Source organism: Anaerococcus sp. mt242 (assembly GCF_016798225.1).
Taxonomy (GTDB): domain Bacteria; phylum Bacillota; class Clostridia; order Tissierellales; family Peptoniphilaceae; genus Anaerococcus.
The window spans coordinates 193045-215891 of sequence record NZ_JAEUYX010000001.1 but is presented as its reverse complement, the minus strand read 5'-3'; the positions used below and the strand labels follow the sequence as shown (position 1 = coordinate 215891).

Below are 22847 nucleotides of genomic sequence, written 5' to 3'. Positions count from 1 at the left end.
TTATATTTGAATTCTGTTCTATATTTTGCCATAAAAAACTGACCTCCTTAAGTTGGTTAGGTCCAACTTTAAGGGGTCAGTTCATTTTTAGTGAGATTTTCTTAATTATTTGCTGCTAGAAATTCTGAAATTTCAGCTATAAATATATCGCCATATTGGATTAATTTTTTATCTCCCACACCCTTAACTTCTAAGAATACTTCCTCACTTTGAGGTTTTATAGTTGCCATTTCTTTTAGTGAAGCATCAGAAAAGATTATAAATGGGGGAATGTTTCTGTCTTTTGATAAGTCAAGTCTTACTTTTTTTAGATGATTAAATAGTTTATCATCATAGTCACGAGGGTCGATTGACCTAGAAATTCTTTCTTTTTCTTTGACAGGATCTTTTTTATTTTCGATTACAAATACTTTTTCATCTTCAAAAAGTACGTCTTTAGATTTTTCAGTTAATTTTAAAATTGGATATTGGCCCCCGCTTACTCTGATATATCCATCTGCAATAAGAGACCCTATCAAGTCTTTGATATACTTTTCATCATTAGATTTCATAATACCATAGGTTGAAATTTCTGATAAATTTTTTTCACGAGCATTTTTATTTTGTGAGCCCTTTAAGCAATCGACAATTGTTTTTGATCCATACCTTTGATCTAATCTATAAATGCATGATAGGATTTTTTGACTGTCAATTGTTGCATCAGTTTTTTTTGTATCTGACAAGCAATTTGAACAATTATCACAAAAATCCATTGAATCACTACCAAAATAATCCAATATAAATCCCCTTAAACAATTGCTGGTGTTTACATAATTTATTATTATTTGAAGTTTTTCTAGCTGATATCTTTTGAAGGCAGGGTTATTACTTTGATTTATTAAAAATTTGTTGATAATGATATCTTGAGCATTGTAAAGCAATATACATTCCGCATCTTCCCCATCACGTCCTGCACGTCCGGCTTCTTGGTAATAGGATTCCATATCTTTTGGCATATTATAATGAATTACAAATCGGACATTGCTTTTATCTATCCCCATGCCAAAGGCATTGGTCGCAACTATTACTTTTTTTCTATCATAAATAAAGTCATCTTGATTTTTAATTCTAGTTTTTTCAGCAAGACCTGCATGGTATTTTGCAACATCTACTCCTATCTTCTTAAGTGACTTGTGAACTTCGTCTACTTTTTTGCGAGTTGAAGCATAGATTATACCAGATTCATTGTTATGGTCTCTTAAAAAATTTTTTAGAAATTTGAGTTTATCATTTGGTTTTTCCACGATATAGCTTAGATTTTCCCTATCAAATCCTGTTACTTTTACAAATGGATCTTTTAAATCAAGATTTTTTATTATGTCATCTCGTACTTCTTTAGTAGCGGTAGCAGTAAATGCTGCTACTGGTATGTCTCCTAGTGCATCGTATATGTTTGGTATTAATTTATAGGCTGGTCTAAAATCATGCCCCCACTGACTGATACAGTGAGCTTCATCTATTGCTAGAAAATTAATATTTAATGTTTTTATAAAGTCCATAAAAAAGTTATTTTCTAACCTTTCTGGGGATATATATAAAAGTTTTATCCTGCCTCTACTTATTTGACTTAATGCATTTTTGTATTCATCACTTGTCATAGATGAATTTATAAAACTTGCACTAATACCATTTTCATTTAAAGCATCTACTTGGTCTTTCATCAGTGATATTAAGGGAGAAATCACAAGGGTAATCCCATCCATAATAAGTGCAGGCAATTGATAGCAAATAGATTTACCTCCGCCAGTTGGCAAGACTCCTAAAACATCTTTGCCATCTAAAATATTATTTATTATTTCTTCTTGGCCTGGTCTAAAGCTTTCATAGCCAAAATATTTTTTTAAATTTTTAATCAGTAAATTTTCTGTCATAATAAATCCTAAAAAAAATAATTAAGCTCCTAAGAACTTAATTATTATTTCCTTGGTCTTGGCTTTTCGCTTCCTCATCTACTTCTTCTTTAGGAAGATCTGAATCAGGATTGTCGGTAGGCTCTTCTTCATTTTCATCTTCTGATGTTGTATCTGTCTCTTCTTGGTCATCTTCAGTTGGAGTTTGATTTGTAATGTATTCTTCCTCTTCAAGGATAGCTCCTTCACCTTTATTAAAGGTTATATCCCCAACTTTAGTTTTTAAGCTGATATCTTTTTGAGCTTTATTATTTTTGCTAAATCCATCTTTTATATTTCTATAAGAAATATTTCCAAGTATGAAATTTCCTACTTCAAGATTTGCTTTTACATTGTAATTATCTAAACCATCTTGGGAGCTTATAATAATATCTCCAGTTTGGGTTGTAAAATCTGATCTGGTACCCAGTTTGCTTTCGTTTATTAAGATATCTCCAGCATTTGTTGTAAGTTTTGTATTTAATAGTTCAGATTTATCTAGTTTAATGTCACCAGCTTCATTTGTCACACTTCCACCAAAAAATGAATTTTCAAAGCTAATATGACCAGATTTTACATTTAAGTCTAGATTTCTAACTTCTAAATCACTTACTTTTACATCACCTGCATTAATATTTGCTTTAATTTCTTCAAGATTTTTATCCATAGGCAAGAAAATTCTAAGGATTTGCACCTTATTTTTCATATTTAATTCCTTACCCTTAATGTTTGATTTTAGATTCAATACCCCATTTTCATAAGAAACATCTATGGTATATTCATCTTCATCTCCTCTTTTAAGATTGGTGTATTCGATGTAAGGGTTGGTATTTGAACGTTGGATACGCACATCAGCTGTTTTTAAATCAATATTGATTTTATTGATTTGATTTAAGTCTACCCTCATGATTGTAGATTCATTGTAAGAATTTTGATCGATGGACTCAGATGTTTGAATATCCTTGCTGGTTGAATTTTGTTTTTTATTTACAAAGTAAAGAGCACCTGCTATTAGAATAATTAAAAGTAGGCCGATAAGTAAATTTCTGCGATTTAAATTTTTATATCTATTTTTTCTTTTGCCTGGTCTTTGGTCTTCTTCATTTAGTATTTCTTCAAGCTCAGGATCGTAAAGCTCTTCATCTTTTATTTTTTGGTTATTATCTTCCATAGTTTTCTCCACTAGGTCTATTTGAATTAACTTGTAGCATTTGCAAAAATAAAGTTAGGACAAAAATCCAAATTATTGCTGAAATATTAAAAATTTCTCCATCATAAAATGGTTTAAGCAATACTTCAAATAGCTTATTTTCTTCAATGCCGCCTATAAAATATTGTACCATAAATATGAGTGTAGTTATATTATAAAATACTATAATTATATTTAGAAAATGTTTGGTAAATTTTAAATCATTTTCATTTATATATATTACTACAGCAATAAGCAAAACACTTGCCAGAATCATAAAATATAACATTTTTTTATTTTCTACATTAAAAAAACCAAATATGGTCATAAATATTAGGACAAAGGCCTTAAATTCATTTAAAAAATTTGATTTTTTTGTTTCTGTATCACTCATAATCAATACTCCATAGATATAGCCCACTTGCAGAAAGGGCTGGGTTTGCTTTTTTTGTATTTTTAGGATCAAAAAAATTTCTAAAATCATCTAAAGATAATTTGCCACGAGCTAGCTCTATCAAGGCTCCAGACATTATCCTTACCTGATTGTGCAAAAAACTATTTGCTTTAAAATATATTTCTAATCTACTTTCATTTTCAATAAAGTATGCATCTTCAATACTACGGATAGTGTTTATTTCTAAATCCTTATCTATACGCATAAAAGCTTTAAAATCGTGTTCACCTTTTAATATATCAAGTCCTTTTTGGAGTTTATCCAAATCCAATGGATATGTAATTTGTTCCATATAATTTCTATGGATGGGATGCATTATTTTATCCCTAAAAATAACATACTGGTAGGTTTTATTTTTTGCAGAAAATCTGGCATGAAAGCCCAAATCTACTTCTTTTGACTCTAAAGAAATAATATCATCTGGTAAATAAGGCTCAATGTGAAATTTAAAGGCCCTAGGATTGATATTTGTAGCTGTCAAAAAATTTACATATTGAGCATAGGCATGGACTCCTGCATCAGTCCTGCCCGCTGCAATTATGCGATTATTTTCATTTGTTACCTTATGAATGGCTTTTTTTACTTCACTTTCAATATTTCTAAGATCTTCTTGGTACTGAAAACCGTGAAAATTAGTTCCGTCATAGCCGATTTTAAGTAATATATTTTTTACCATATATATTTTTTAACTATCATAAATACGCAAAATCCTAAGAATAAAAAGAGAGTCAGATAATCTGTTTTATCCATAAAGATTTCGTTAAGTTTAGTACGTTCTTCCCCAATGCGGTACATTCTGGCTTCCATAGCAGTTGCAAGCTCATCAGATCTTTTAAATGAATTTATAAAAAGTGGTACCAAAAGCGGAATCATAGCTGTGGCACGATTTATAATGTTTCCAGACTCAAAATCTGCACCTCTTGCCATTTGTGCCATTCTTATTTTATTTGCTTCATCAAATAATGTTGGGATAAATCTTAGGGAAATACTTATCATCATTGCAAGCTCTCCTGCTGGAAAACCAAATCTCTTTAGAGGAGAAAATAACTTTTCTAACCCATCAGTTAACTCCATAGGACTTGTTGTATACGTTAATATTGAAGTAGTAAGAATAATTAAAATCAATCTTATGACTGTAAAAACAGTTCTATATACCCCTTCATCGGTAATTGTTAGGGGTCCTACATTTAATATTACATTTCCTGGGGCTGTAAATAAATTTATAAGTGCAGTTACAATGATAATAAATAATAAGGGTCTAAGAGATTTAAATACATTTTTTATAGGAATCTTTGCTACAAAAAGCATAGCAAAAAGCAAAATTGCAAATGGAATAAAGCTAATAATATCATCTACAAAAAATATAGTGATGATATAAGCAAAAACTCCGATAAGTTTTACCCTAGGATCTAGCCTGTGGACAAAGGTATCAAAGGGTAAATATTGGCCTATTGTTACTTTATTCATTGGCTACTCCTAAATATCTACTAAGTTCTTTAACTGCATCCTCTATTGTGTAAATATCATCGCGAACATCATGTCCCTTTTCTTTGTAAGCTGTCATAAATTTTGAAATTTGAGGCACATCTAAGCCTATTTTTTCTAAATCTACTTTCGTAAATGTATCATATGTGGATGCGTCGCTATAAATTTGTCCCTTATTCATTACAATGACCCTATCTACATACTCTGCAACATCTTCCATAGAATGGCTGACTAGGACAATAGTAAGTTCTGGGTCGTTTTCGTAAATATTTATAATTTCTCTAAATATTTCTTCGCGTCCTACCGGGTCTAGACCTGCTGTTAGCTCATCTAAAACTAAAACCTTTGGATTCATTGAAATGATTCCTGCAACAGCGACTCTTCTTTGCTGGCCACCAGAAACTTCAAATGGGGATACATCCTTGTATTTCTCATAATCAAGGCCTACTTTTGCCATAGCTTCTTTAACTCTTAAATCTATCTCATCTTCTGATAGTTTCATATTTGTAGGGCCAAAGGCAATGTCTTTTGAAATGGATTCTTCAAAAAGTTGGTGTTCTGGATATTGAAATACCAAACCCACTTTAAATCTGATATCTCTGCGTTTTTCCTTATCTTTTGTATTTACGTCATCTACTATAACATCACCATTACTTGGAATTAAAAGTCCATTAAGTAATTGGACTAGGGTAGACTTTCCTGATCCTGTTTGACCAATAAGACCTATGATCTCGTGGCTTCCTATGTGTAGATTGATATCTTTTAGAGCATATACTTCAGAAGGTAGTCCCTGATTGTAAATATAATCAACATTTTTTATATCTAAATTCATATGCTCTCCAAAAATTCATCAATACTCAATGGTAGCCTATCAAATTTTACACCTTTTTGTTTAAGTTCATAAGCTACCTCGGTTACTTGAGGTACAGAAAGACCTAGGTCCTTCATTTGATCAACCTTAGAAAAAACTTCACGAGCAGATCCCTCTAGGGCCTTTTGTCCTTTATCTAAAACCACTATTTTATCAGCAATTATAGCCTCTTCCATATAATGGGTTATATATATAATTGTCTTACCATAATTTTTGTTTAAGTCTTCTACAAGCCTTATGACATCTTTTCGACCTTGTGGGTCAAGCATAGCTGTCGGCTCATCAAAAATGATATAATCGCTCATCATCGCTATTACACCAGCTATAGAAACTCTTTGTTTTTGTCCACCTGACAGATTAGCTGGATTTCTTGTTTTAAAATCACTCATACCAACTAATTCTATAGCATTATCTACTCTTTCACGCAGCTCTGGGTTTGGGATTTGTAAGTTTTCTACACCAAAGGCTACTTCTTCTTCGACAGTGGTTGCAACCATTTGATTATCTGGATTTTGAAAAACCATGGAGCACTTGCCCCTCACATCCCATATTAAATTTTCATCTTTAGTATTTAAGTCATCTATCCAAATATTGCCCTCTGTCGGAAAAATCTGTGCATTCATTAGTTTCCCTAGGGTTGATTTTCCAGAACCATTATGCCCTAAAACTGCAACAAAATCTCCCTTATTAATATCAAGATTTAGTCCATTTAGGGCAAAGTGTAACTCTTCATCATCATTTGATGGATAAGCATAACTTAGATTTTCAATTTTTATCATATTCTCTCTTAATAAGCCATTGCTGGCGAGTTATTTGTACTTGACTCGTAAACCACAACTGGTGTTAGGTAATCTACATTTTCAAATAAAGTTTTGGCAACTGATGGTGGCAGATTGTAGCAACCATGTGATCCCCTTTGTAAATATAATTGTCCACCAAAAGCAGATCTCCATGGCGCATCATGGAATCCTTCGCCGTCCCATCCAATTGGCATCCAATAATCTACTGGTGTTTCGTATGATGTTTGTCCATCAAAATTTAAGCCTCTTAATTTTGTATTAGCAGCTTTATTTAAGATTTGACCAACACCGACATTACTAGCCCATCCATCAACTGGTCTTCCTGAAACCAAGTCAGACTCTAAAATTAGGCTACCATTTTTATAAAACCATAAATGCTGACGAGAAATGTCTACTTCTACATAAGTATCACCAATATCTTCCCCAGTTTCAGTTCTAACAAAAGCAATATTATCATAAACTGGCTCGATATCTCCACTTTGTCTAGAGTTTATTTGCTCATAGATTTTATCAACCATGCCATCAACATCTAGTCTAAATCCATATACTCCAGGACCTACCACAATTTCTCCAATACCTGTAGCATTAAATTTACGATTTTTTCCATAAGTATCTGTTTCGCTTGCAAGATATTTTGCATATTCATATACTTTATCATAATTTAGTTCTGGGCCTTCATCATTCATATCAAATAAATCAAGTAATGAATCTCCCTCAAGTTTTAGGTCAAAACCATTAAAATTAAATTTAATTGACATATCTTTTAAGCTTTGAGCATCAGCCAAGGCATCTTGAATTTGTTTTGAATCACTTGTAAGTTCTGGATTTACATAATAACTATCATCTAAAAGCAAATCATTGCTTTTAGTATTTATGTTATCTATTATTGCTTTTTTTAATTTTTCCTTATCAATTTTATCTCCAGAAACTTCTTTTTCTATATAAAAATCTCCGTCCTTCATCGCAATTTTTGCATTTTCTGGCTCGGTAAAATTGCTCATCATGCTTGAGCTATCAATTACTTTATCAAGCTTATCTTTGTCATAAAATACCTTGTAGTCAACATCAAATTTTTGTTTTTTATTACTAAGTAAGGCAGATGGCCAAGTAAACGGATTTTGATCTATTTTTGCATCCTTAGGCACTTCTGCTTTGTAGTCTATGTCTGCTGGATTAATTTTAAAGCTTTTATCAGATCGACCGCTTACATTTAAGCTAAAATCCTCTGGTGCTGATGCTATGGCTTCCTTTTTTGATGCATAGGATATATCTTTGCCATTAAGATATGTGCCTGGCAAGGCTATATTTGAAAAAATTATTGTTCCTATCAAGTAAATAGCAACAACAATTGAAAGAATTATAAGTCCAATTCTTTTACCATTTTTGTTATTATTTGTCTCCGTCAATTATTTCCTCCATTTTTATCAGGCTTTTTTCCAAAATATTGGTAAAAATCAACTTTTTCACCACCGTTATATAACTTTCTTTTTTTTGAAAGTTTTCTTTTAAATTTTTGATCAAATTTCTCATCACTAGTTATAAAATAAAAAGACCAAGTCTCCATATTTTTAAACTTTTGATTTATTTTTTTGTATATATCATCTGTATCAACATGTGATAGTCGCTGTCCATAGGGAGGGTTTGTAATCATAATTCCAAAATCATCTTTTATAGCTACATTTGTAATATCGCGCGTTATAAATGAAATGTCTTCGCCCACCCCTGCATTAATCGCATTATTTTTAGCTAGAGAAATGGCTCTACCAGAAATATCTGAGCCAAGTAAATTTAGTTTCTTGTCATAGTCAATTACTTCTAGTGCTTCTTTTTTTGCCAATTTATGATGGTCTTTGTCTATAAAAATAAAGTTTTCAAAATCAAAATCTCGGTCTATGCCAGGAGCAATATTACGAGCTTTTCTGGCGGCCTCAATCAAAATAGTGCCAGACCCACAAAATCCATCAAATAAAAATCTATCAGAATTATAAAAAGATAAGTCAACTAAAGCTGCTGCTAAATTTTCACGAAGTGGTGCCTTTACGGTATCCTCGCGATATCCGCGTTTATGAAGTCCCTCTCCAGAAGTATCGATAGCAACTGTTGCAAAATCATTTTTTAACATTACTTCTACCTGTACTCTATGGCCATTTTTTTCAAAATGATTGATATTATATCTTTTTCTCATTGATTCGATAATAGCTTTTTCGCTGACAGATTGAATAGTGCGGATAGAAAATAATTTTGACTTATGACTCCTTGCAGAAACTATAAAATTGCTATCTTTTGCCAAAAAATCTGGCCATGAAATTTGCTTAACCTTTTCAAAAAGCTGATCGAAATCATGCGCCTTAAATTCATCAATAACAAGATAGAGCCTATCTGCCTCACGTAAATTTATATTTAGTTTTGAAATATTAGATAAATCAGTATTTAAACTAATCATCCCATCACTAACTTCAAAATCTTCAAATCCCATATCCAAAAGTTGTCTTTTGACAAGAGCTTCAAGACCGAAACTAGTGGTAATCAAAAATTTAGTCATACTTTTATTATAACTTTAAAAACTAATATTTCATCTTGATTTTTAAGGTATTTTGGTCATTAACAATAAAAACCACCCGTAGGTGGTTAATTATTTGTTCTCTTCTAAGAAATTGTACATTTTTTCAAAAACTATTTGTCTATGATCAAAGTTTTTAAATGAATGATCAGCTTCTATTATCTGCTCATATTTTGCATGTGGATAAGCTTTTTCAAGCTTTTGGTTGGCATCATTATACACCAAATCATCCTGGGTTCCTCGCAAGATCAATACATTACCCCTATATTTGCGAGCCTGTCCATAAATATCTTTTGGCAGAAAATCAATCAAGAAATTTTTGTGAAGTTTTACTCCGCCTATATCCACATCTTCTATTTCTCTTACTTTTTTTGCTATTTCTAGCTTTTCAAGATTTCCCCTATCGGTTTTTGGGTCAAAATAGGTCATTCCAGCTATTTTTAAATAATCAGGATTATTCATATCACTTGCTGGGGCTAAAAGCACCATGGCTTTTGGATTAATTTTTGGGGCAATAAGGGTCGATATTACACCACCTAAGGAATGTCCCACAAGATAAATCTTATTTCTATCAACAAATTTACGAAGCCTTGTAAAGTCATAAATCATAACTGCTTCTTCCTCTTCACGACTTACTGTCATATCGTAAAAATCGCCATCAGACTCATTTGTTCCAGAAAAATCAAAACGCACTGTGATATATCCCCTATCTGTTAGATATTGTGAGTTTTGTCCTCGAAACCATGCACTACCATTACGATCTCCACCAAAACCATGGTAGAAAATCACAGCCGGATATTTTTTGCTCGCATCAAAGTCATCAGGAGTATTTATAACACCCCTTAAAATTATTCCGTCTTTTTTTGATATTTGTTCGTAAAAATATTTCATATTAAGCTCTTGAATTTAATATTCTTGCCATTTCAACACCAGATGCTGATGCTTGAGAAAGTGAGTGGGTCACTCCTGAACCATCTCCTAGGCAATATAGACCTTTTTGAGTGGTTTCAAAGTTTTTATCAACCTCTACTACAGAATTATAGAATTTTACTTCTATCCCATATAAAAGTGTATCATCATTTGCCATACCTGGGGCAATCTTATCTAATTGATAAATCATTTCGATAATATCATCAAGCTGTCTTTTAGGCATTACTAGTGATAAGTCCCCGGCAGTCGCATTTAAGGTTGGTTTTGTAAATGATTTTGTCATACGTCTTTCTGATGAACGACGTCCTTTTACTAAGTCTCCAAATCTTTGCATCAAAACACCACCACCTAACATATTTGAAAGTCTTGCAATGGATTCACCATATTCATTTGAATCTTCAAATGGCTCCGTAAATTTATTTGTTACAAGTAGAGCAAAGTTTGTGTTTGGTGATTGAAGATTAGGATCTGTAAATGAGTGGCCATTTACTGTTTGGATTCCATTTGTATTTTCAACAACAACTTGACCGTATGGATTCATACAGAATGTACGGACTACATCATTATATTGCTTGGTTTGATACATGATTTTTGCCTCATAAACATCATCTGTAATGTGTTTGAAAACTTCTGCTGGCACTTCTACACGCACACCAATATCTACACGGTTTTTGTGAGTATTTACCTGAAATTTATCGCAAACTTCTGATATCCATTTGGATCCAGAACGGCCTGCAGCTAAAACTAGATCCTTGCATGTGAAAGTCTCCCCACCATTTGTTTTTATAGTATATGTATCATTTTCATAAGAAACATCTGTTACCATTGTTCTAAATTTAAAATCTATTTGATCTTTTACATAATCATAGATTTTTTGTAGAATAATCTTGTTTCTTTCTGTACCAAAATGTCGTACTTTTGCATCCAAAAGGTGCAAATCATGTCGAAGACATTTTGTTTTTAGGTCATTTTTATCAGTAGAATATAATTCTAAGTCTCCCCCATCAAATTCCATCAAAACTGAATCCACATATTCCATTAGTTCCATGGCTTTTTCTTCACCTATGTACTCGTGTAAGTCTCCACCAAAACTTGTAGTAATATTGTATTTACCATCTGAAAGTGTACCAGCTCCTCCAAATCCATACATAATATTGCAAGGTTTACAGTGAATACAGTGATCAACTTTTCCATCTGTAATTGGACAAGATCTATTTGCTACTTGCCTACCACCATCTATTACTAAAACTTTTTTATCAGTATTTAGCCTTTTAAATTCGTAGGCCATAAAGGCTCCAGCAGCCCCAGCGCCAACTACTATAACGTCATAATTTTCCATAAAAAGCCTCGTTTCTCTAAATTTGCCTAGAGTACTATACAATATTAATTATAAATGACAAGGCTATTATTCATATATAGCTCGGACTCCGCCAATAAGTTTTGGACGTGATTTAAGAGCAGTTACCCTTGCATCTCCAATATATTTTTCTTTTAGTCTAAGTGGTACTTGGACAAATTTTACATGCATTGCTATTTCTGTATCACCAATATCAATGCCCGCTTTTGCTATTACGTGTTCAATAACCACTGGATTTTTCATTTGGCTAAATGCTGCCACACTCATAGCACCACCTGCGTGTAGGGCGGGAACTACTGATACGATTTCAAAATTATTTTTATCGGCCACTTCTTTTTCTATTACAATTGCACGATTTAAATGCTCACAGCATTGTACAGCTAGTTTTATATTTTTTTCATCAAGGATTTCTAATACCGTTTCTATTACTGCGTTTCCAATTTCTAAGTTAGAATCTTTTCCAATCATCCCGCCTTTTATTTCGCTGGTTGATCCACCTAAAACTAAGATATCATTTTCTTTTAAATCTGCTTCTTCTATCAATTCAATAATCGCATTTCTAGTTTGATTTTTAATATTATTTAAATTTTCCATATGTAAATCTCCTTAAATATATTATACGGCTTTAAATTTTTCCAAAAAAATAACCCTAAGCTTTACTTAAGGTTATTTTCCGATTTTTTCTTCCCTACCATAATAAAATAAATATTGTTGGGCATATCCAGCAAGTTCACCAAAATACTCTCTAGCATAGTCATCTACTAATTTTTTTGGAACCTCGTGTCCTATAAAAAGTGTTTCCATAACACGTTTTATCCAAACATCCACTGGGAATGTTTCACGCCTATGATAGGTGAAAAGTAAAATACAATCTGCTACTTTTGGACCAATTCCTGGCATTTCCATTAATTTTTCTTTTAGTTCTTCAGTTGATAATGTCTGATCGCTATCAAAATCTAAATATCCATCAGCAACCAACTTGCTAGCTTCAACTATTCTTACATCACGAAAACCAACTCTGGCAAATTCGCGAAGCTCTAATGGATCTACCTTTGCTAAAACTTCTGGTTTTGGAAATCCATAATATTTGCGTCCCATATATTCGCCTATATAATCTCCATATCTTTCACTAATGATTCTTATAGAATTTTTTATCCTAGTGATACCATTATTTGCAGAAATTATAAAAGAAATTACTGTTTCAAACATCTCTTGATTTAAAATTCTAATTCCATAACCATAGTCGGATGCAGTTTTTAAAATCTCATTTTCTGATAATTGTTTTTTTATTGCGCTATAATCAATACCTAGATCAAAATAATCATAAAATATTTCATAAAAGTCATCTAGAGAAATATTTCTAATCAAAACATCACCTTCTCTTTTTAGGACATTTATGATTTTTCCCAGGTGTACTGCTGTGTATGAACCATCTTCTTCGATATTAAAATTAAAACATTGTCCACATTCAAAAATATGAGTTGGATTGAATGATTCGTGTTTTAAAACTAATCCATCACTAGTTTCTTTTATATTAATTTGATTTTTTTCTTTAAAGATATATCTCATTATTTAACCCTAACTGCATGAATTGCTAGTCTTTGGTCAGCATAGTCGTATTGGCATGTTGAAAGTGTGATGATTTGATCATCAGGTTTAAATGTAACATTTGGTAGACTAACTTCAGAGTTGCCTCTTAGTTGGTTAAAATAAGGAACAACGTCATCTCTATTTGTAAAATAAAGAGTTCTATAAGCATAATCTGCTGGTATACCATATGCTGAGAATATTTGATATTCGCGAAGTTCAGTTTTTGTTGCTAAATAGATAGTTGTATGTTTTTCAGCAAATTCTTGTTTTCTGTATTGGTCAAGCGGTGTAAACATGGAGTTTATTTCCAAGTGGTGACCATAAATTACTGTATTATCATCATTAAAATCTGGTTTATTATTCATATCTATAAATATAGATCCAGCTATGTCGTATTCTTTATTTATTCCTCGACGAAGGTAAAAATCATTATCCGACCCTTGTAAAACAGGATAAGCTATACCAACTTCAGGAATTTCTATAAATCCTACTATATCTTCGTTATTGTATTTTTTAGCTAGGGCGTCCATTACTTTTAAATAATGTTGGTGTTTTTGCTCCCATGGGTCAGCACTTGAGTTTTGATCAGAATTTTCATCACTTTCATGCTGCATTTCTGTCTCAACTTCTTTAACCACATTTGCTAGCTCTTTGTTATTATTTGAATTTGTTCGGTAATCTAGTAGCCTTTTTCCTAAAATTGCAATACAAGCAAGGATTATAAGAATTAGGAAAAACCTAACGACACTCATTACTTTAGATTTCATCGTACCACCTTTAAAATTTAGTTACTATTAGTATAATATACCATAATGAAGATAATATGAAAATAAATTTTAAGGAGATATAACAATGAATGATTATAAATTATTTGTAGGAACAATTTGCCCATATTGCCAAAAAGTAGAAAACTTTATGAAAGAAAATGATATCAAAATTGAAGTAGTAAATATAGAAGAAAACCGTGATGCTATGCGTGATCTAATCGAAAATGGTGGTAAAAGACAAGTTCCATGCCTATACCACGATGGCGAATACCTATACGAATCAGATGATATCATAGAACTTTTAAGGGAAAATAAATAACTGTCATAAATTTTGCTCAAATGGGAATAATATTTAGAAGGAGCAAATATGATAAAATTAATAACATCTGATATTGACGAAACCCTGGTAGACAATTTAAAAAACGTACCAGAGGTAAATACCAGAGCAATAGCCAAAGCAGAAGACAATGGTATAAAAGTAATGCTTGCTACAGGCCGTGGACCATATGAATTAAGGCAAATCCCAAGTCAAGCTGGAGTTACTGGCAAAGACAGATTTATAATTTGTTGTAACGGTGCCATAACTCTTAAGGCAGATACCCGTGAAATAGTAGACTCAATGCCACTAGAATTTGAATATGCTAAGAACGTTTTTGAATTCGCATACAAAAACAATTTACAGTTTTTCGTCTATACTCTGGATCGTAAATACGCAATAAACCTTGACCCAATCGAAGAGTCAAACGAATATACAAACGAGACCAGGGTTGAGGAGATCCAAGGCGATAATATTGATTTTCTAAAAGACGAAATTTTACTAAAAGCCTTGATAAAAAATAATGACATAGATTTCTTGCATTCATTAGAAGTAGATGTAGCTAAAATAACTGATTATAGTTGTGAAATAGCTTATTCTTCTGATTTATATATGGAAATAAATGCAAAAAATGTAAATAAGGCAACCGCCCTAAAAAAAGTTTGCGAATATTATGGATTTGGTATGGAAAATACTTTGGTAATCGGTGATAACTATAATGATGTAGCAATGATTGAAGCTGCAGGCATCGGTGTAGCTGTAGCAAATGCCCACTTGCAGGTAAAAGAAGTAGCAGATTTTGTAACTGATGCGGACAACGAAGAAGGCGCAGTTGCAGAAGCAATTAAAAAATATGCATTTGATAACAAATAAAAAAGAACTGACTAATGAAAGTCAGCTCTTTTTATTTGTACCAATATTTTCCGGAATCATCAATAAATTTTTTATAAACAAAATATATTGCTCCACCAGCTAAGATGACTGGCAAAAATTGAACTATAAGTCCAATTCCTAAACCGAAAATAATTAAAGGTAGGAAAAGTATGCCACCAATAAGTAAAAATGGCAATAATAAGGCTTTTCCAACTAATTTTAGTACTAAACCTAAAACACCAAATATAATTTTAAACACTAGGGAAAATATAAAAGCTCCCAGTGCAAATGTAAAAATTGTAGTCAACATAATCTTTTCCTTTCTGAAATATAATAAATGTCTTTTAATTTATTCTAATAATATTATACCACAATTTTAACAAATTCAACATATTGTTAAATATTTTAATTTAAATTTTAAATATATTAAAGTTTAACTCTTATTTCGCAAGATATTTCAAAAATTTCATTAGACTTCAAATGATAAATATCTTTTTCTTTATCATCAAAGGCATTGCCATTATATGTTGGCTCTATACAAATATAGTCTCCCTTAAAATCAGACCAGAAGACATATTTATTAATGTTTTTTATGCCTATAATTTCAATTTGTTTGTCATTTAATTTAAATTTTTCATTTGAAGAATCTTCACAAATGCTATTTGGTAATTCTTTTTTATCGATGCTTCTATCATTTATTACTACTGAATGATCATGAGCATAAAAGTACGGATGAAAGCCGGGTGCTACTAGTTTTTCTTCATCCGAAATATTTTCTATCATAAGATTTAAAAGTAAGTTTGGCCCGTCTAGCTCATAAACTACAGTAAATTTAACATCTTTGTAGGATTCTACACCCTCTAGGCTTAACTTTATAAAACTTTCTCTTTGTTCTAGAACTTCCCACAATAAATCCCTTCCAAATCCATGGGATGGAAGGGAGTTTAATGTATCATCTACACCAAAATTAGGAGCACAAACGTGCATGCCACCTCGAATTTTAAGAATATCCCCAATTTTAACCATTACTTTCGGAAAAAATATTGGAATATCTTTAACTTCAAAATTATCTATATATGCACCATTTGTATTTACTTCTAAACTTGCTAATGAATTTTTTAAGCTAATTTTCATATATTTTGTATGTCTGGCTCTTGTGCAGGTTGTCTTTTGCCTAAATCTTGGTCAAGCATATAGATTGAGTGCCAGTCATCCCCTACTCTTTCCATTCTGGTAATCATTTTTGTGAAGTTCTCTTCTTCTTCTACTTGTTCATCTATATACCATTGGATAAATGAAAATACACGTGCATCTTCTTCACGAGCTTTATCTGAGATTTCAATAATTCTTTTTGTTACTTCTTTTTCATGTTCTAGGGCAGTTTTTAATACTTCTAAAATACTACCGTAATCGCTTTTTGGTTCAGAAATTGCTTTGTAGTGTGGTCTATATCCAACAGATTGAAGGAATTTTCTCATACCTTCTCCATGCATGATTTCTTCATCTACTTGGATATCTAACCATGTAGTAAAACCATCTAAATCTAGGTCATCTGTGTATGCGCTCATTGCTTTGTATATATAAGCTGACTCATATTCAAAGTTCATTTGTTCATTTAATAAATCCAATACATTGCTCATTTTTATACCTCTTTCATTTCTAAAAAATTGTCATATAAAACATAAACCCCATAAAAACCCAAGTCATTTTTGAGTAAGATTTTAGTTATCTGGCCTATGCTTTTTAGTGGAATCTCGACTGTAAACGAATTATTGCCCACATTTATTTTATTGTGGGCAAGTAATGATTGATCTTTAATTTCATTAAAAATTTCTTTTGCCATTGACCTATCAAAATCAAAATCCAAGACAAAGGTTACTGGATAAGTTTTTGATAAATCCTCCTCATATTCAATTTTTTTGATTAAAGATACATTTTTCATAAAAAAGCCTCATAACTTTTATATTATAGAAATACCCAATTAAAGAAAAAAAACACAGGATTATACTCCTGTGTTCTCCTTTGCCATTTTTTCGCTATGTTCTTTCATTTCCTTATATGAAAATACACATCCACAATATGACTGCCTATATAATTGATATTTTTTTGATAGTTCAATGGACATTTGGTAACCATTGCGTTTTTTAAAATCTGAATATAGATATTTCACTCCAAATTCATCTTCTAATTCCTTGCCTATTTCATTTATCCATTTAGAATTTTTGTATGGAGAGATTGAAAGTGTTGTGCAAAAATAATCATAGCCGTGCTCTTTGGCATATTTTGCAGTTTCTCTTAGCCTTAGCTTGTAGCAATCATAACAAGCTTCTCCGCCTTCAGCTGAGTCTTTTCTTTTTTTTGCTACATCATAAAAGTCTCTTACATCATTTTCTGGGACAATAACTTTGCCATCTATGCCAATTCTTTTGGCCAAGACACCAACATAATCACTTCTTTTTTCTAATTCTGTTCTTGGATATATCATAGGATTATAAAAATACATATCTATATCAAAATCATCTTTTATCCTATGCATTACTGTTGTCGAACATGGAGCGCAACAGACTTGCATTAAAAGTTTAGGTTTTAATCCTTCTTTTCTATTTTTATCTATTATTTTTTCCATTTCTAGATTGTAGTTTATATTATTCATAAAAATGATTATACCTTTAAAATTTCAAATAAAAAAAGCACATATGATATATGTGCTTGTAGTTTCTGTAATATTATCTTTTTGAGAATTGTGAAGATTTTCTTGCTTTCTTTTGACCTGGTTTATATCTTTCTTTTTTACGTGGGTCACGTGTAAGAAATCCTGCTCTTTTTAGAGCTTGTCTGTAATCAGGGTTTACTTCAAGAAGGGCTCTAGCAATAGCGTGTCTGATAGCTCCTGCTTGTCCGTTGTATCCACCACCGTTTACATTAACTTTGATATCAAAGCTATTTTCATTTTCTGTTAGAGCAAGTGGTGCTTTTGCAACGATTCTTAAAGTTTCGAAATCAAAATATTCTTCGATATTTCTACCATTTACTACAATATTTCCGCTACCTGGTCTCATTGTAACTCTGGCAACAGCGGATTTTCTACGTCCTGTTGATTGAATAATTGTATCTGCCATTTAAGTCTCCTTACTTTAATTCCAATTTTTCAGGCATTTGCGCTTCGTGATTGTGATCAGGGCCTGCTACAACTCTAAGTTTTTTAGCCATTTGGCGACCTAGTTTGTTGTGTGGAAGCATACCGATAACTGCATGTTCAACGATTCTTTCTGGGTGTTTATTCATCATATCTTTGTAAGATGTGATTTTTAAACCACCTGTATAACCTGAATATCTTTTGTATTCTTTTTGGTTTTCTTTGTTACCTGTAAGTCTAACTTTATCAGCATTAACAACAATTACATAATCTCCCATATCCATATTTGGAGTAAATGTAGCTTTGTGTTTACCTCTTAAAATTGCTGCTACTTGTGTAGCAAGACGTCCTAATACAGCTCCTTCTGCATCAACAACATACCATTTTCTTTCGATGTCGTTTGCACTTGGAGTGTAAGTTTTTTGATATTTCATCAATATTCCTCCTATAAAAATTTTCGCCTATCATATTTAGACACCGCAGCTGATAGGTGGCGGCTGTACTCGTCCTGACATTTATTTTTAAAATCGCTTACAGGAAACGCGATTTGATCGAAAAGTTTCATAAAAGAAACTTCATAGTCGACTGCTATATATTACTATAAATTCATGACCTTGTCAAGATTTAATGCATAAAAGTTGTTGGATTTTCTTCCTTGCCAAAGATTACTTTTCTATTTTGAATTAATAAGAATATAAATACAACAACAAAAATGATTGCAGATAGGGCATTTATAGATGGATTTATACCTCTACGAGCCATTGCATATATAGTCATTGATAGGTTTGATACTCCATTTCCAGATGTAAAATATGATATAGCAAAATCATCTAAAGAAAGTGTAAAAGAAATAAGAGCACCTGCAAAAATACCATTTTTGATATTTGGTATCAAAACTTTTCTTACTGCATATGAAGGAGTAGCTCCTAAGTCTAGGGCTGCTTCTATTATATTTTTATCCATAGACTCTACCGCTGGTAAGACTGTCAAAACTACATAGGGAATGCAAAACATCACATGAGATAATATCAAAGTGATATACCCAAGATTTAATTTTAAAAATCCATAAAGACCCATCAGAGATATTGCTGTGATGATATCTGGATTTAAGACTGGTAGATAGTTCATATTTAGAATCGCATTTTTCTTTCTACCTCTTAGTTCAGAAATACCTATTGCTGATAGTGTGCCAATAATAGTTGCAACAATTGTAGCTACTACTGCCACTATCAAAGTCGTTTTTACTGCAGAAATAATTTCAGGATTTGAAAAAAGTTCTTTATACCAATCAGTTGTAAAGCCAACCCAGCGTCCACGAAGTTTGCTATCATTAAATGAAAAAACTATCATCACCACAATTGGAGCGTACAAAAACAAAAATACAATTATTGTATAAAGGCGTTCTAAAAATTTTCTCATACAATATCCCCTTCCAAATCACGACCAAATCTTCTTTGAATAAATAGGGCTAAAAATAATATCAGCATTAGTATAATTGCAGTTGCCGAACCAAATCCCCAATCACCAGTAAAGGTAAATTGTTGATCAATTAAGTTTCCTATCATATATACTTTTTGACCACCTAATAGGTTAGAAACAACAAAGGTAGAGATCGCTGGGATAAATACCATTATTATTCCAGTATAAACTCCGGGCAATGATAATGGAAATATTACTTTTCTAAATACAGTTTTCATATCAGCCCCGAGATCTAGGGCAGCATCTATTAGGTTTTTATCAACTTTTTTTAGAGCATTATATATTTGTATAACCATAAATGGCAAAAATTCATAAATCATACCTAGGATTACAGCACTTGGTGTGTACATTATGCCTAATGGCTCGGCCCCCAATGACGCCAAAAACCTATTTAAAACACCATTTCTACCTAAAAGAGTAATCCATCCATAGGTTCTTAGTAAAAGATTTATCCACATTGGCATTATAAAAACAAAAATTAACGATGATGCTACTGCCTCATCCATTCTTGAAATAATGTAGGCAACTGGATAACCGATAAGTAAACAACCAAGAGTTGCTAAAAAAGATATTAGTAGAGTAATTCCAAGCATTTTTAAATACCTAGGTTCAAAAAATCTAGCGTAGTTTCTTAGACTAAAGGAAAAATTATCAAAGGCTATGGATTCAGACCCATTAAATGAGTAAAGAAGAATCAAAACCAGGGGTAAAATTATAAAAACTCCAGCCCAAACTAGGTAAATATTTAGATATTTTTTCATATAAGATTTCCTCCAGGCTCATAAGCTGATACGCTTTCATCTGTGCTTGATCTTTCTTCCATTACATGGATGGCATCAGGATCAATTGCAACACATACATTTGTGCCAATTGCAACATCCTCTGGATGATGAACATTTATCCCAAAATTATCTCCACATACACGAATGTCATAATAGGTTCCTTTAAACATTGAGTTTTGAACAACTCCTTTTAAATTAGCATCTTCCGCTAGATACAAATATTCTGGACGAAGCATAACGCTAACATTTTTGCCAGGCTTTACCTTATCAACGCAAGGATAATCATGACCTAGAAAATTTACCTTGGAACGGTCGACCATTTTGCCTCGAAAAATATTTGAATCTCCCAAGAAATTTGCTACAAATGCATTAACTGGTTCTTCGTAAATGTATTGAGGAGTTCCAAATTGTTCTATAACTCCCTTATTCATAACTGCAATCTTATCTGACATAGACAATGCTTCTTCTTGATCGTGGGTTACGTAAATAAAGGTAATTCCTACTTCTTTTTGAATATTTTTTAGCTCTATTTGCATTCTTTTTCTAAGCTTTAAGTCAAGGGCTCCTAACGGCTCATCAAATAAAATTATTTCTGGCTCATTAACTAAGGCGCGAGCAATGGCAACCCTTTGTTTTTGGCCACCAGATAATCTTGAAATATCCCTATTGCCATAATTTGCAAGATCTACTAAGTCTAAAGCTTTTTCTACCTTTTTTTTGATTTCACTTTCATTTGTTTTTTTTATTCTTAGTCCAAAGGCAACATTGTCAAAAACATTTAGGTGAGGAAAAAGTGCATAGTTTTGAAAAACTGTATTTATATTTCTTTCATTTGGAGGTATTTTTGATATATCCTTGCCCTCAAAAATTACTTCTCCGCTATCCGGTTTTTCAAATCCCCCGATAATTCTTAAAGTAGTTGTTTTCCCACAACCTGATGGACCAATTAGAGTTAAAAACTCGCCTCTTTCTACATCTAAATCAATAGATTTTAGTATTTGTTTTTCATCATAAAATTTATCTATGTTCCTTAATTGTAAAACTTCGCTCATTATCTCCTCCTAATATGATGCAAGAACTTCCACCCACAAGTCGTTATAAACTTGCATATAGTCTTCTAAGTCTTTAAACATTTCTGGCTGTGGATGTTTTGAAAAGTCTGGATACGCTTCTTCTGATTCTGCTATGTATTCTGGAAGATTTTCCCTTACTCCATCTACAACACTAGTAAAACCTTCCATCCACTCAGCATTTGCTGTAGCCACTTTTGGATCTGTAAAATAATTTATAAATATTTCAGCATTTTTTTTGTTTTTTGCGCCCTTTGGTATGGCAAGATTATCAACCTGCATATTCATTCCTTCTTCAGGAGTGACATATTTTAAGTTTTCATTTTGAGTTCTCATTAAGAGTGCATCACCAGAGTACATGACAGTAATTGCAGCATCACCTTGTACAACCAAATCACGAGCCTCATCTGTAAGATATGCATATACCAAAGGTTTTTGCTTAATCAATTCATTTTTTGCTTCATTTAGTTGATCCATATCTTGTGTATTTATAGAATATCCTAATTTTTGCAAGGCAACTGACATGGAAAGTCTTGGCAAATCATACATTATTATTTCGCCCTTATATTTTGGATTCCAAAGGTCGGCCCATTTTGTGATAGGTTCTTTTATAATATCGGTATTGTAAACTATGCCAAAATGGGAGGCAAAATACGGAACTGTGTACTCGTTTTTTGGATCATAATCTAGCCCCTTATATTTTTCGTTTATATATTTAAAGTTAGGAACATTTGAAAAATCAATTTTTTCCAACATATCATTTTTTAATAGTCTTTCTACCATATAATCACTTGGAACTATTACATCATAATTATTTGATGATTGAGAAAGCTTTATAAACATTTCCTCATCAGATGTAAAGGTTTCATAGACAACATCAATGCCAGTTTCTTTTTCAAACTCTGGTATCAAATCCATGTCTAGATATTCCCCAGCATTAAAAACTACAACTTGATTTTTATCTTTGCTGGAGCATGATGTTAAAATTAGTAAGATAAATCCCATCAAAAAAATTTTCTTTTTCATAATTCCTCCTTTTTTAAAATTAGACAAAAAAAGTCCTTGCACATTATTTTGAACAAGGATTTTATAATCATACCTACTTACTCATTATTTAAACCCTCTAGGTATGAAGTTTATTATCAGGATTTGGCAATTTGCCCCCTGTGGTTGTGAGTTTTAACCATATAAATGAGTCTAAAGTATGGCTAAATGTGAGTTGCCCCACCAGTTCTTACCCCACAGGTGTTCTTAATGTAT

At 32.0% G+C, this 22847-nt stretch carries 27 protein-coding genes; 2 read left to right on the top strand and 25 right to left on the bottom strand.

Features of this window, described 5'->3' with window-relative positions:
• Window positions 1–101: 101 nt before the first annotated feature.
• From recQ to srtB, 14 genes are all read right to left on the bottom strand, one after another.
• Window positions 102–1910 carry a DNA helicase RecQ gene (gene recQ, locus JNO63_RS01140; protein WP_203126426.1) on the bottom strand — a complete coding sequence of 603 codons (1809 nt, stop codon included), beginning with the start codon at window positions 1908–1910 and terminating at the stop codon, window positions 102–104.
• Window positions 1911–1947: 37 nt separating this feature from the next.
• Complete coding sequence (locus JNO63_RS01135; protein WP_203126424.1) at window positions 1948–3099, bottom strand: DUF4097 family beta strand repeat-containing protein; 1152 nt, start codon at window positions 3097–3099, stop codon at window positions 1948–1950.
• Window positions 3089–3511, bottom strand: coding sequence for a hypothetical protein (locus JNO63_RS01130; protein ID WP_203126422.1), 423 nt, complete (start codon window positions 3509–3511; stop codon window positions 3089–3091). Before JNO63_RS01130 ends, JNO63_RS01135 begins: the two co-directional genes overlap by 11 nt.
• Window positions 3504–4247, bottom strand: a complete 744-nt coding sequence (gene truA, locus JNO63_RS01125) for a tRNA pseudouridine(38-40) synthase TruA (RefSeq protein WP_203126420.1) — start codon at window positions 4245–4247, stop codon at window positions 3504–3506. Before truA ends, JNO63_RS01130 begins: the two co-directional genes overlap by 8 nt.
• Window positions 4241–5038, bottom strand: a complete 798-nt coding sequence (locus JNO63_RS01120; RefSeq protein WP_203126419.1) for an energy-coupling factor transporter transmembrane component T family protein — start codon at window positions 5036–5038, stop codon at window positions 4241–4243. Before JNO63_RS01120 ends, truA begins: the two co-directional genes overlap by 7 nt.
• Window positions 5031–5888, bottom strand: a complete 858-nt coding sequence (locus JNO63_RS01115; protein WP_203126418.1) for an energy-coupling factor transporter ATPase — start codon at window positions 5886–5888, stop codon at window positions 5031–5033. Before JNO63_RS01115 ends, JNO63_RS01120 begins: the two co-directional genes overlap by 8 nt.
• The gene (locus JNO63_RS01110) at window positions 5885–6706 is read right to left on the bottom strand and encodes an energy-coupling factor transporter ATPase (RefSeq protein ID WP_203126417.1); all 822 of its coding nucleotides are present in this window, start codon (window positions 6704–6706) and stop codon (window positions 5885–5887) included. Before JNO63_RS01110 ends, JNO63_RS01115 begins: the two co-directional genes overlap by 4 nt.
• A gap of 8 nt (window positions 6707–6714) precedes the next feature.
• Entirely contained in the window at window positions 6715–8133 is a 1419-nt protein-coding gene (locus JNO63_RS01105) for a L,D-transpeptidase family protein (protein WP_238390449.1), read from the bottom strand.
• Entirely contained in the window at window positions 8130–9269 is a 1140-nt protein-coding gene (locus tag JNO63_RS01100) for a THUMP domain-containing class I SAM-dependent RNA methyltransferase (RefSeq protein ID WP_203126416.1), read from the bottom strand. Before JNO63_RS01100 ends, JNO63_RS01105 begins: the two co-directional genes overlap by 4 nt.
• 90 nt (window positions 9270–9359) lie before the next feature.
• Entirely contained in the window at window positions 9360–10178 is an 819-nt protein-coding gene (locus tag JNO63_RS01095; RefSeq protein WP_203126415.1) for an alpha/beta hydrolase family protein, read from the bottom strand.
• 1 nt (window position 10179) lies between these two features.
• Window positions 10180–11556: an NAD(P)/FAD-dependent oxidoreductase gene (locus JNO63_RS01090; protein WP_203126414.1), complete on the bottom strand. Its 1377-nt coding sequence runs from the start codon at window positions 11554–11556 to the stop codon at window positions 10180–10182.
• 66 nt (window positions 11557–11622) lie between these two features.
• Window positions 11623–12168 carry a TIGR01440 family protein gene (locus tag JNO63_RS01085; protein WP_203126412.1) on the bottom strand — a complete coding sequence of 182 codons (546 nt, stop codon included), beginning with the start codon at window positions 12166–12168 and terminating at the stop codon, window positions 11623–11625.
• Between the two features lie 72 nt (window positions 12169–12240).
• Window positions 12241–13146 carry a DNA-3-methyladenine glycosylase family protein gene (locus JNO63_RS01080; protein ID WP_295882805.1) on the bottom strand — a complete coding sequence of 302 codons (906 nt, stop codon included), beginning with the start codon at window positions 13144–13146 and terminating at the stop codon, window positions 12241–12243.
• Window positions 13143–13931 carry a class B sortase gene (srtB, locus tag JNO63_RS01075; protein ID WP_203126406.1) on the bottom strand — a complete coding sequence of 263 codons (789 nt, stop codon included), beginning with the start codon at window positions 13929–13931 and terminating at the stop codon, window positions 13143–13145. The genes JNO63_RS01080 and srtB overlap by 4 nt, the downstream gene beginning before the upstream one ends.
• Window positions 13932–14016: 85 nt before the next feature.
• Between srtB and JNO63_RS01070 the strand changes: the two genes are divergently transcribed.
• The gene (locus JNO63_RS01070) at window positions 14017–14250 is read left to right on the top strand and encodes a glutaredoxin family protein (protein ID WP_203126405.1); all 234 of its coding nucleotides are present in this window, start codon (window positions 14017–14019) and stop codon (window positions 14248–14250) included.
• A gap of 48 nt (window positions 14251–14298) precedes the next feature.
• Window positions 14299–15120 carry an HAD family hydrolase gene (locus tag JNO63_RS01065; RefSeq protein ID WP_203126404.1) on the top strand — a complete coding sequence of 274 codons (822 nt, stop codon included), beginning with the start codon at window positions 14299–14301 and terminating at the stop codon, window positions 15118–15120.
• A 31-nt stretch (window positions 15121–15151) separates the two neighbouring features.
• On the opposite strand, the gene JNO63_RS01060 is transcribed toward JNO63_RS01065, so the two are convergent.
• From JNO63_RS01060 to JNO63_RS01010, 11 genes are all read right to left on the bottom strand, one after another.
• Window positions 15152–15430, bottom strand: coding sequence for a hypothetical protein (locus JNO63_RS01060; RefSeq protein ID WP_203126402.1), 279 nt, complete (start codon window positions 15428–15430; stop codon window positions 15152–15154).
• A gap of 116 nt (window positions 15431–15546) precedes the next feature.
• A complete protein-coding gene (locus tag JNO63_RS01055) occupies window positions 15547–16254 on the bottom strand; it encodes an aldose epimerase family protein (protein ID WP_203126400.1) in 708 nt (235 codons plus the stop codon).
• The gene (locus tag JNO63_RS01050) at window positions 16251–16760 is read right to left on the bottom strand and encodes a ferritin (protein WP_203126398.1); all 510 of its coding nucleotides are present in this window, start codon (window positions 16758–16760) and stop codon (window positions 16251–16253) included. Before JNO63_RS01050 ends, JNO63_RS01055 begins: the two co-directional genes overlap by 4 nt.
• A gap of 2 nt (window positions 16761–16762) precedes the next feature.
• Complete coding sequence (locus JNO63_RS01045; protein WP_203126396.1) at window positions 16763–17062, bottom strand: hypothetical protein; 300 nt, start codon at window positions 17060–17062, stop codon at window positions 16763–16765.
• A 60-nt stretch (window positions 17063–17122) separates the two neighbouring features.
• Window positions 17123–17773, bottom strand: coding sequence for an epoxyqueuosine reductase QueH (locus tag JNO63_RS01040; protein WP_203126394.1), 651 nt, complete (start codon window positions 17771–17773; stop codon window positions 17123–17125).
• A gap of 73 nt (window positions 17774–17846) precedes the next feature.
• On the bottom strand, window positions 17847–18239 hold the full coding sequence (rpsI, locus tag JNO63_RS01035) for a 30S ribosomal protein S9 (protein ID WP_203126392.1): 393 nt from the start codon (window positions 18237–18239) through the stop codon (window positions 17847–17849).
• 10 nt (window positions 18240–18249) lie between these two features.
• Entirely contained in the window at window positions 18250–18690 is a 441-nt protein-coding gene (rplM, locus tag JNO63_RS01030; protein WP_203126390.1) for a 50S ribosomal protein L13, read from the bottom strand.
• A 190-nt stretch (window positions 18691–18880) separates the two neighbouring features.
• Window positions 18881–19675 (bottom strand): ABC transporter permease, encoded by a 795-nt coding sequence (locus JNO63_RS01025; RefSeq protein ID WP_203126388.1) that lies wholly within the window; start codon window positions 19673–19675, stop codon window positions 18881–18883.
• Complete coding sequence (locus tag JNO63_RS01020) at window positions 19672–20496, bottom strand: ABC transporter permease (protein WP_203126385.1); 825 nt, start codon at window positions 20494–20496, stop codon at window positions 19672–19674. Before JNO63_RS01020 ends, JNO63_RS01025 begins: the two co-directional genes overlap by 4 nt.
• Window positions 20493–21569, bottom strand: a complete 1077-nt coding sequence (locus JNO63_RS01015) for an ABC transporter ATP-binding protein (RefSeq protein WP_203126383.1) — start codon at window positions 21567–21569, stop codon at window positions 20493–20495. The genes JNO63_RS01020 and JNO63_RS01015 overlap by 4 nt, the downstream gene beginning before the upstream one ends.
• Window positions 21570–21578: 9 nt before the next feature.
• Window positions 21579–22613: an ABC transporter substrate-binding protein gene (locus JNO63_RS01010; protein ID WP_203126381.1), complete on the bottom strand. Its 1035-nt coding sequence runs from the start codon at window positions 22611–22613 to the stop codon at window positions 21579–21581.
• Window positions 22614–22847 lie beyond the last annotated feature (234 nt).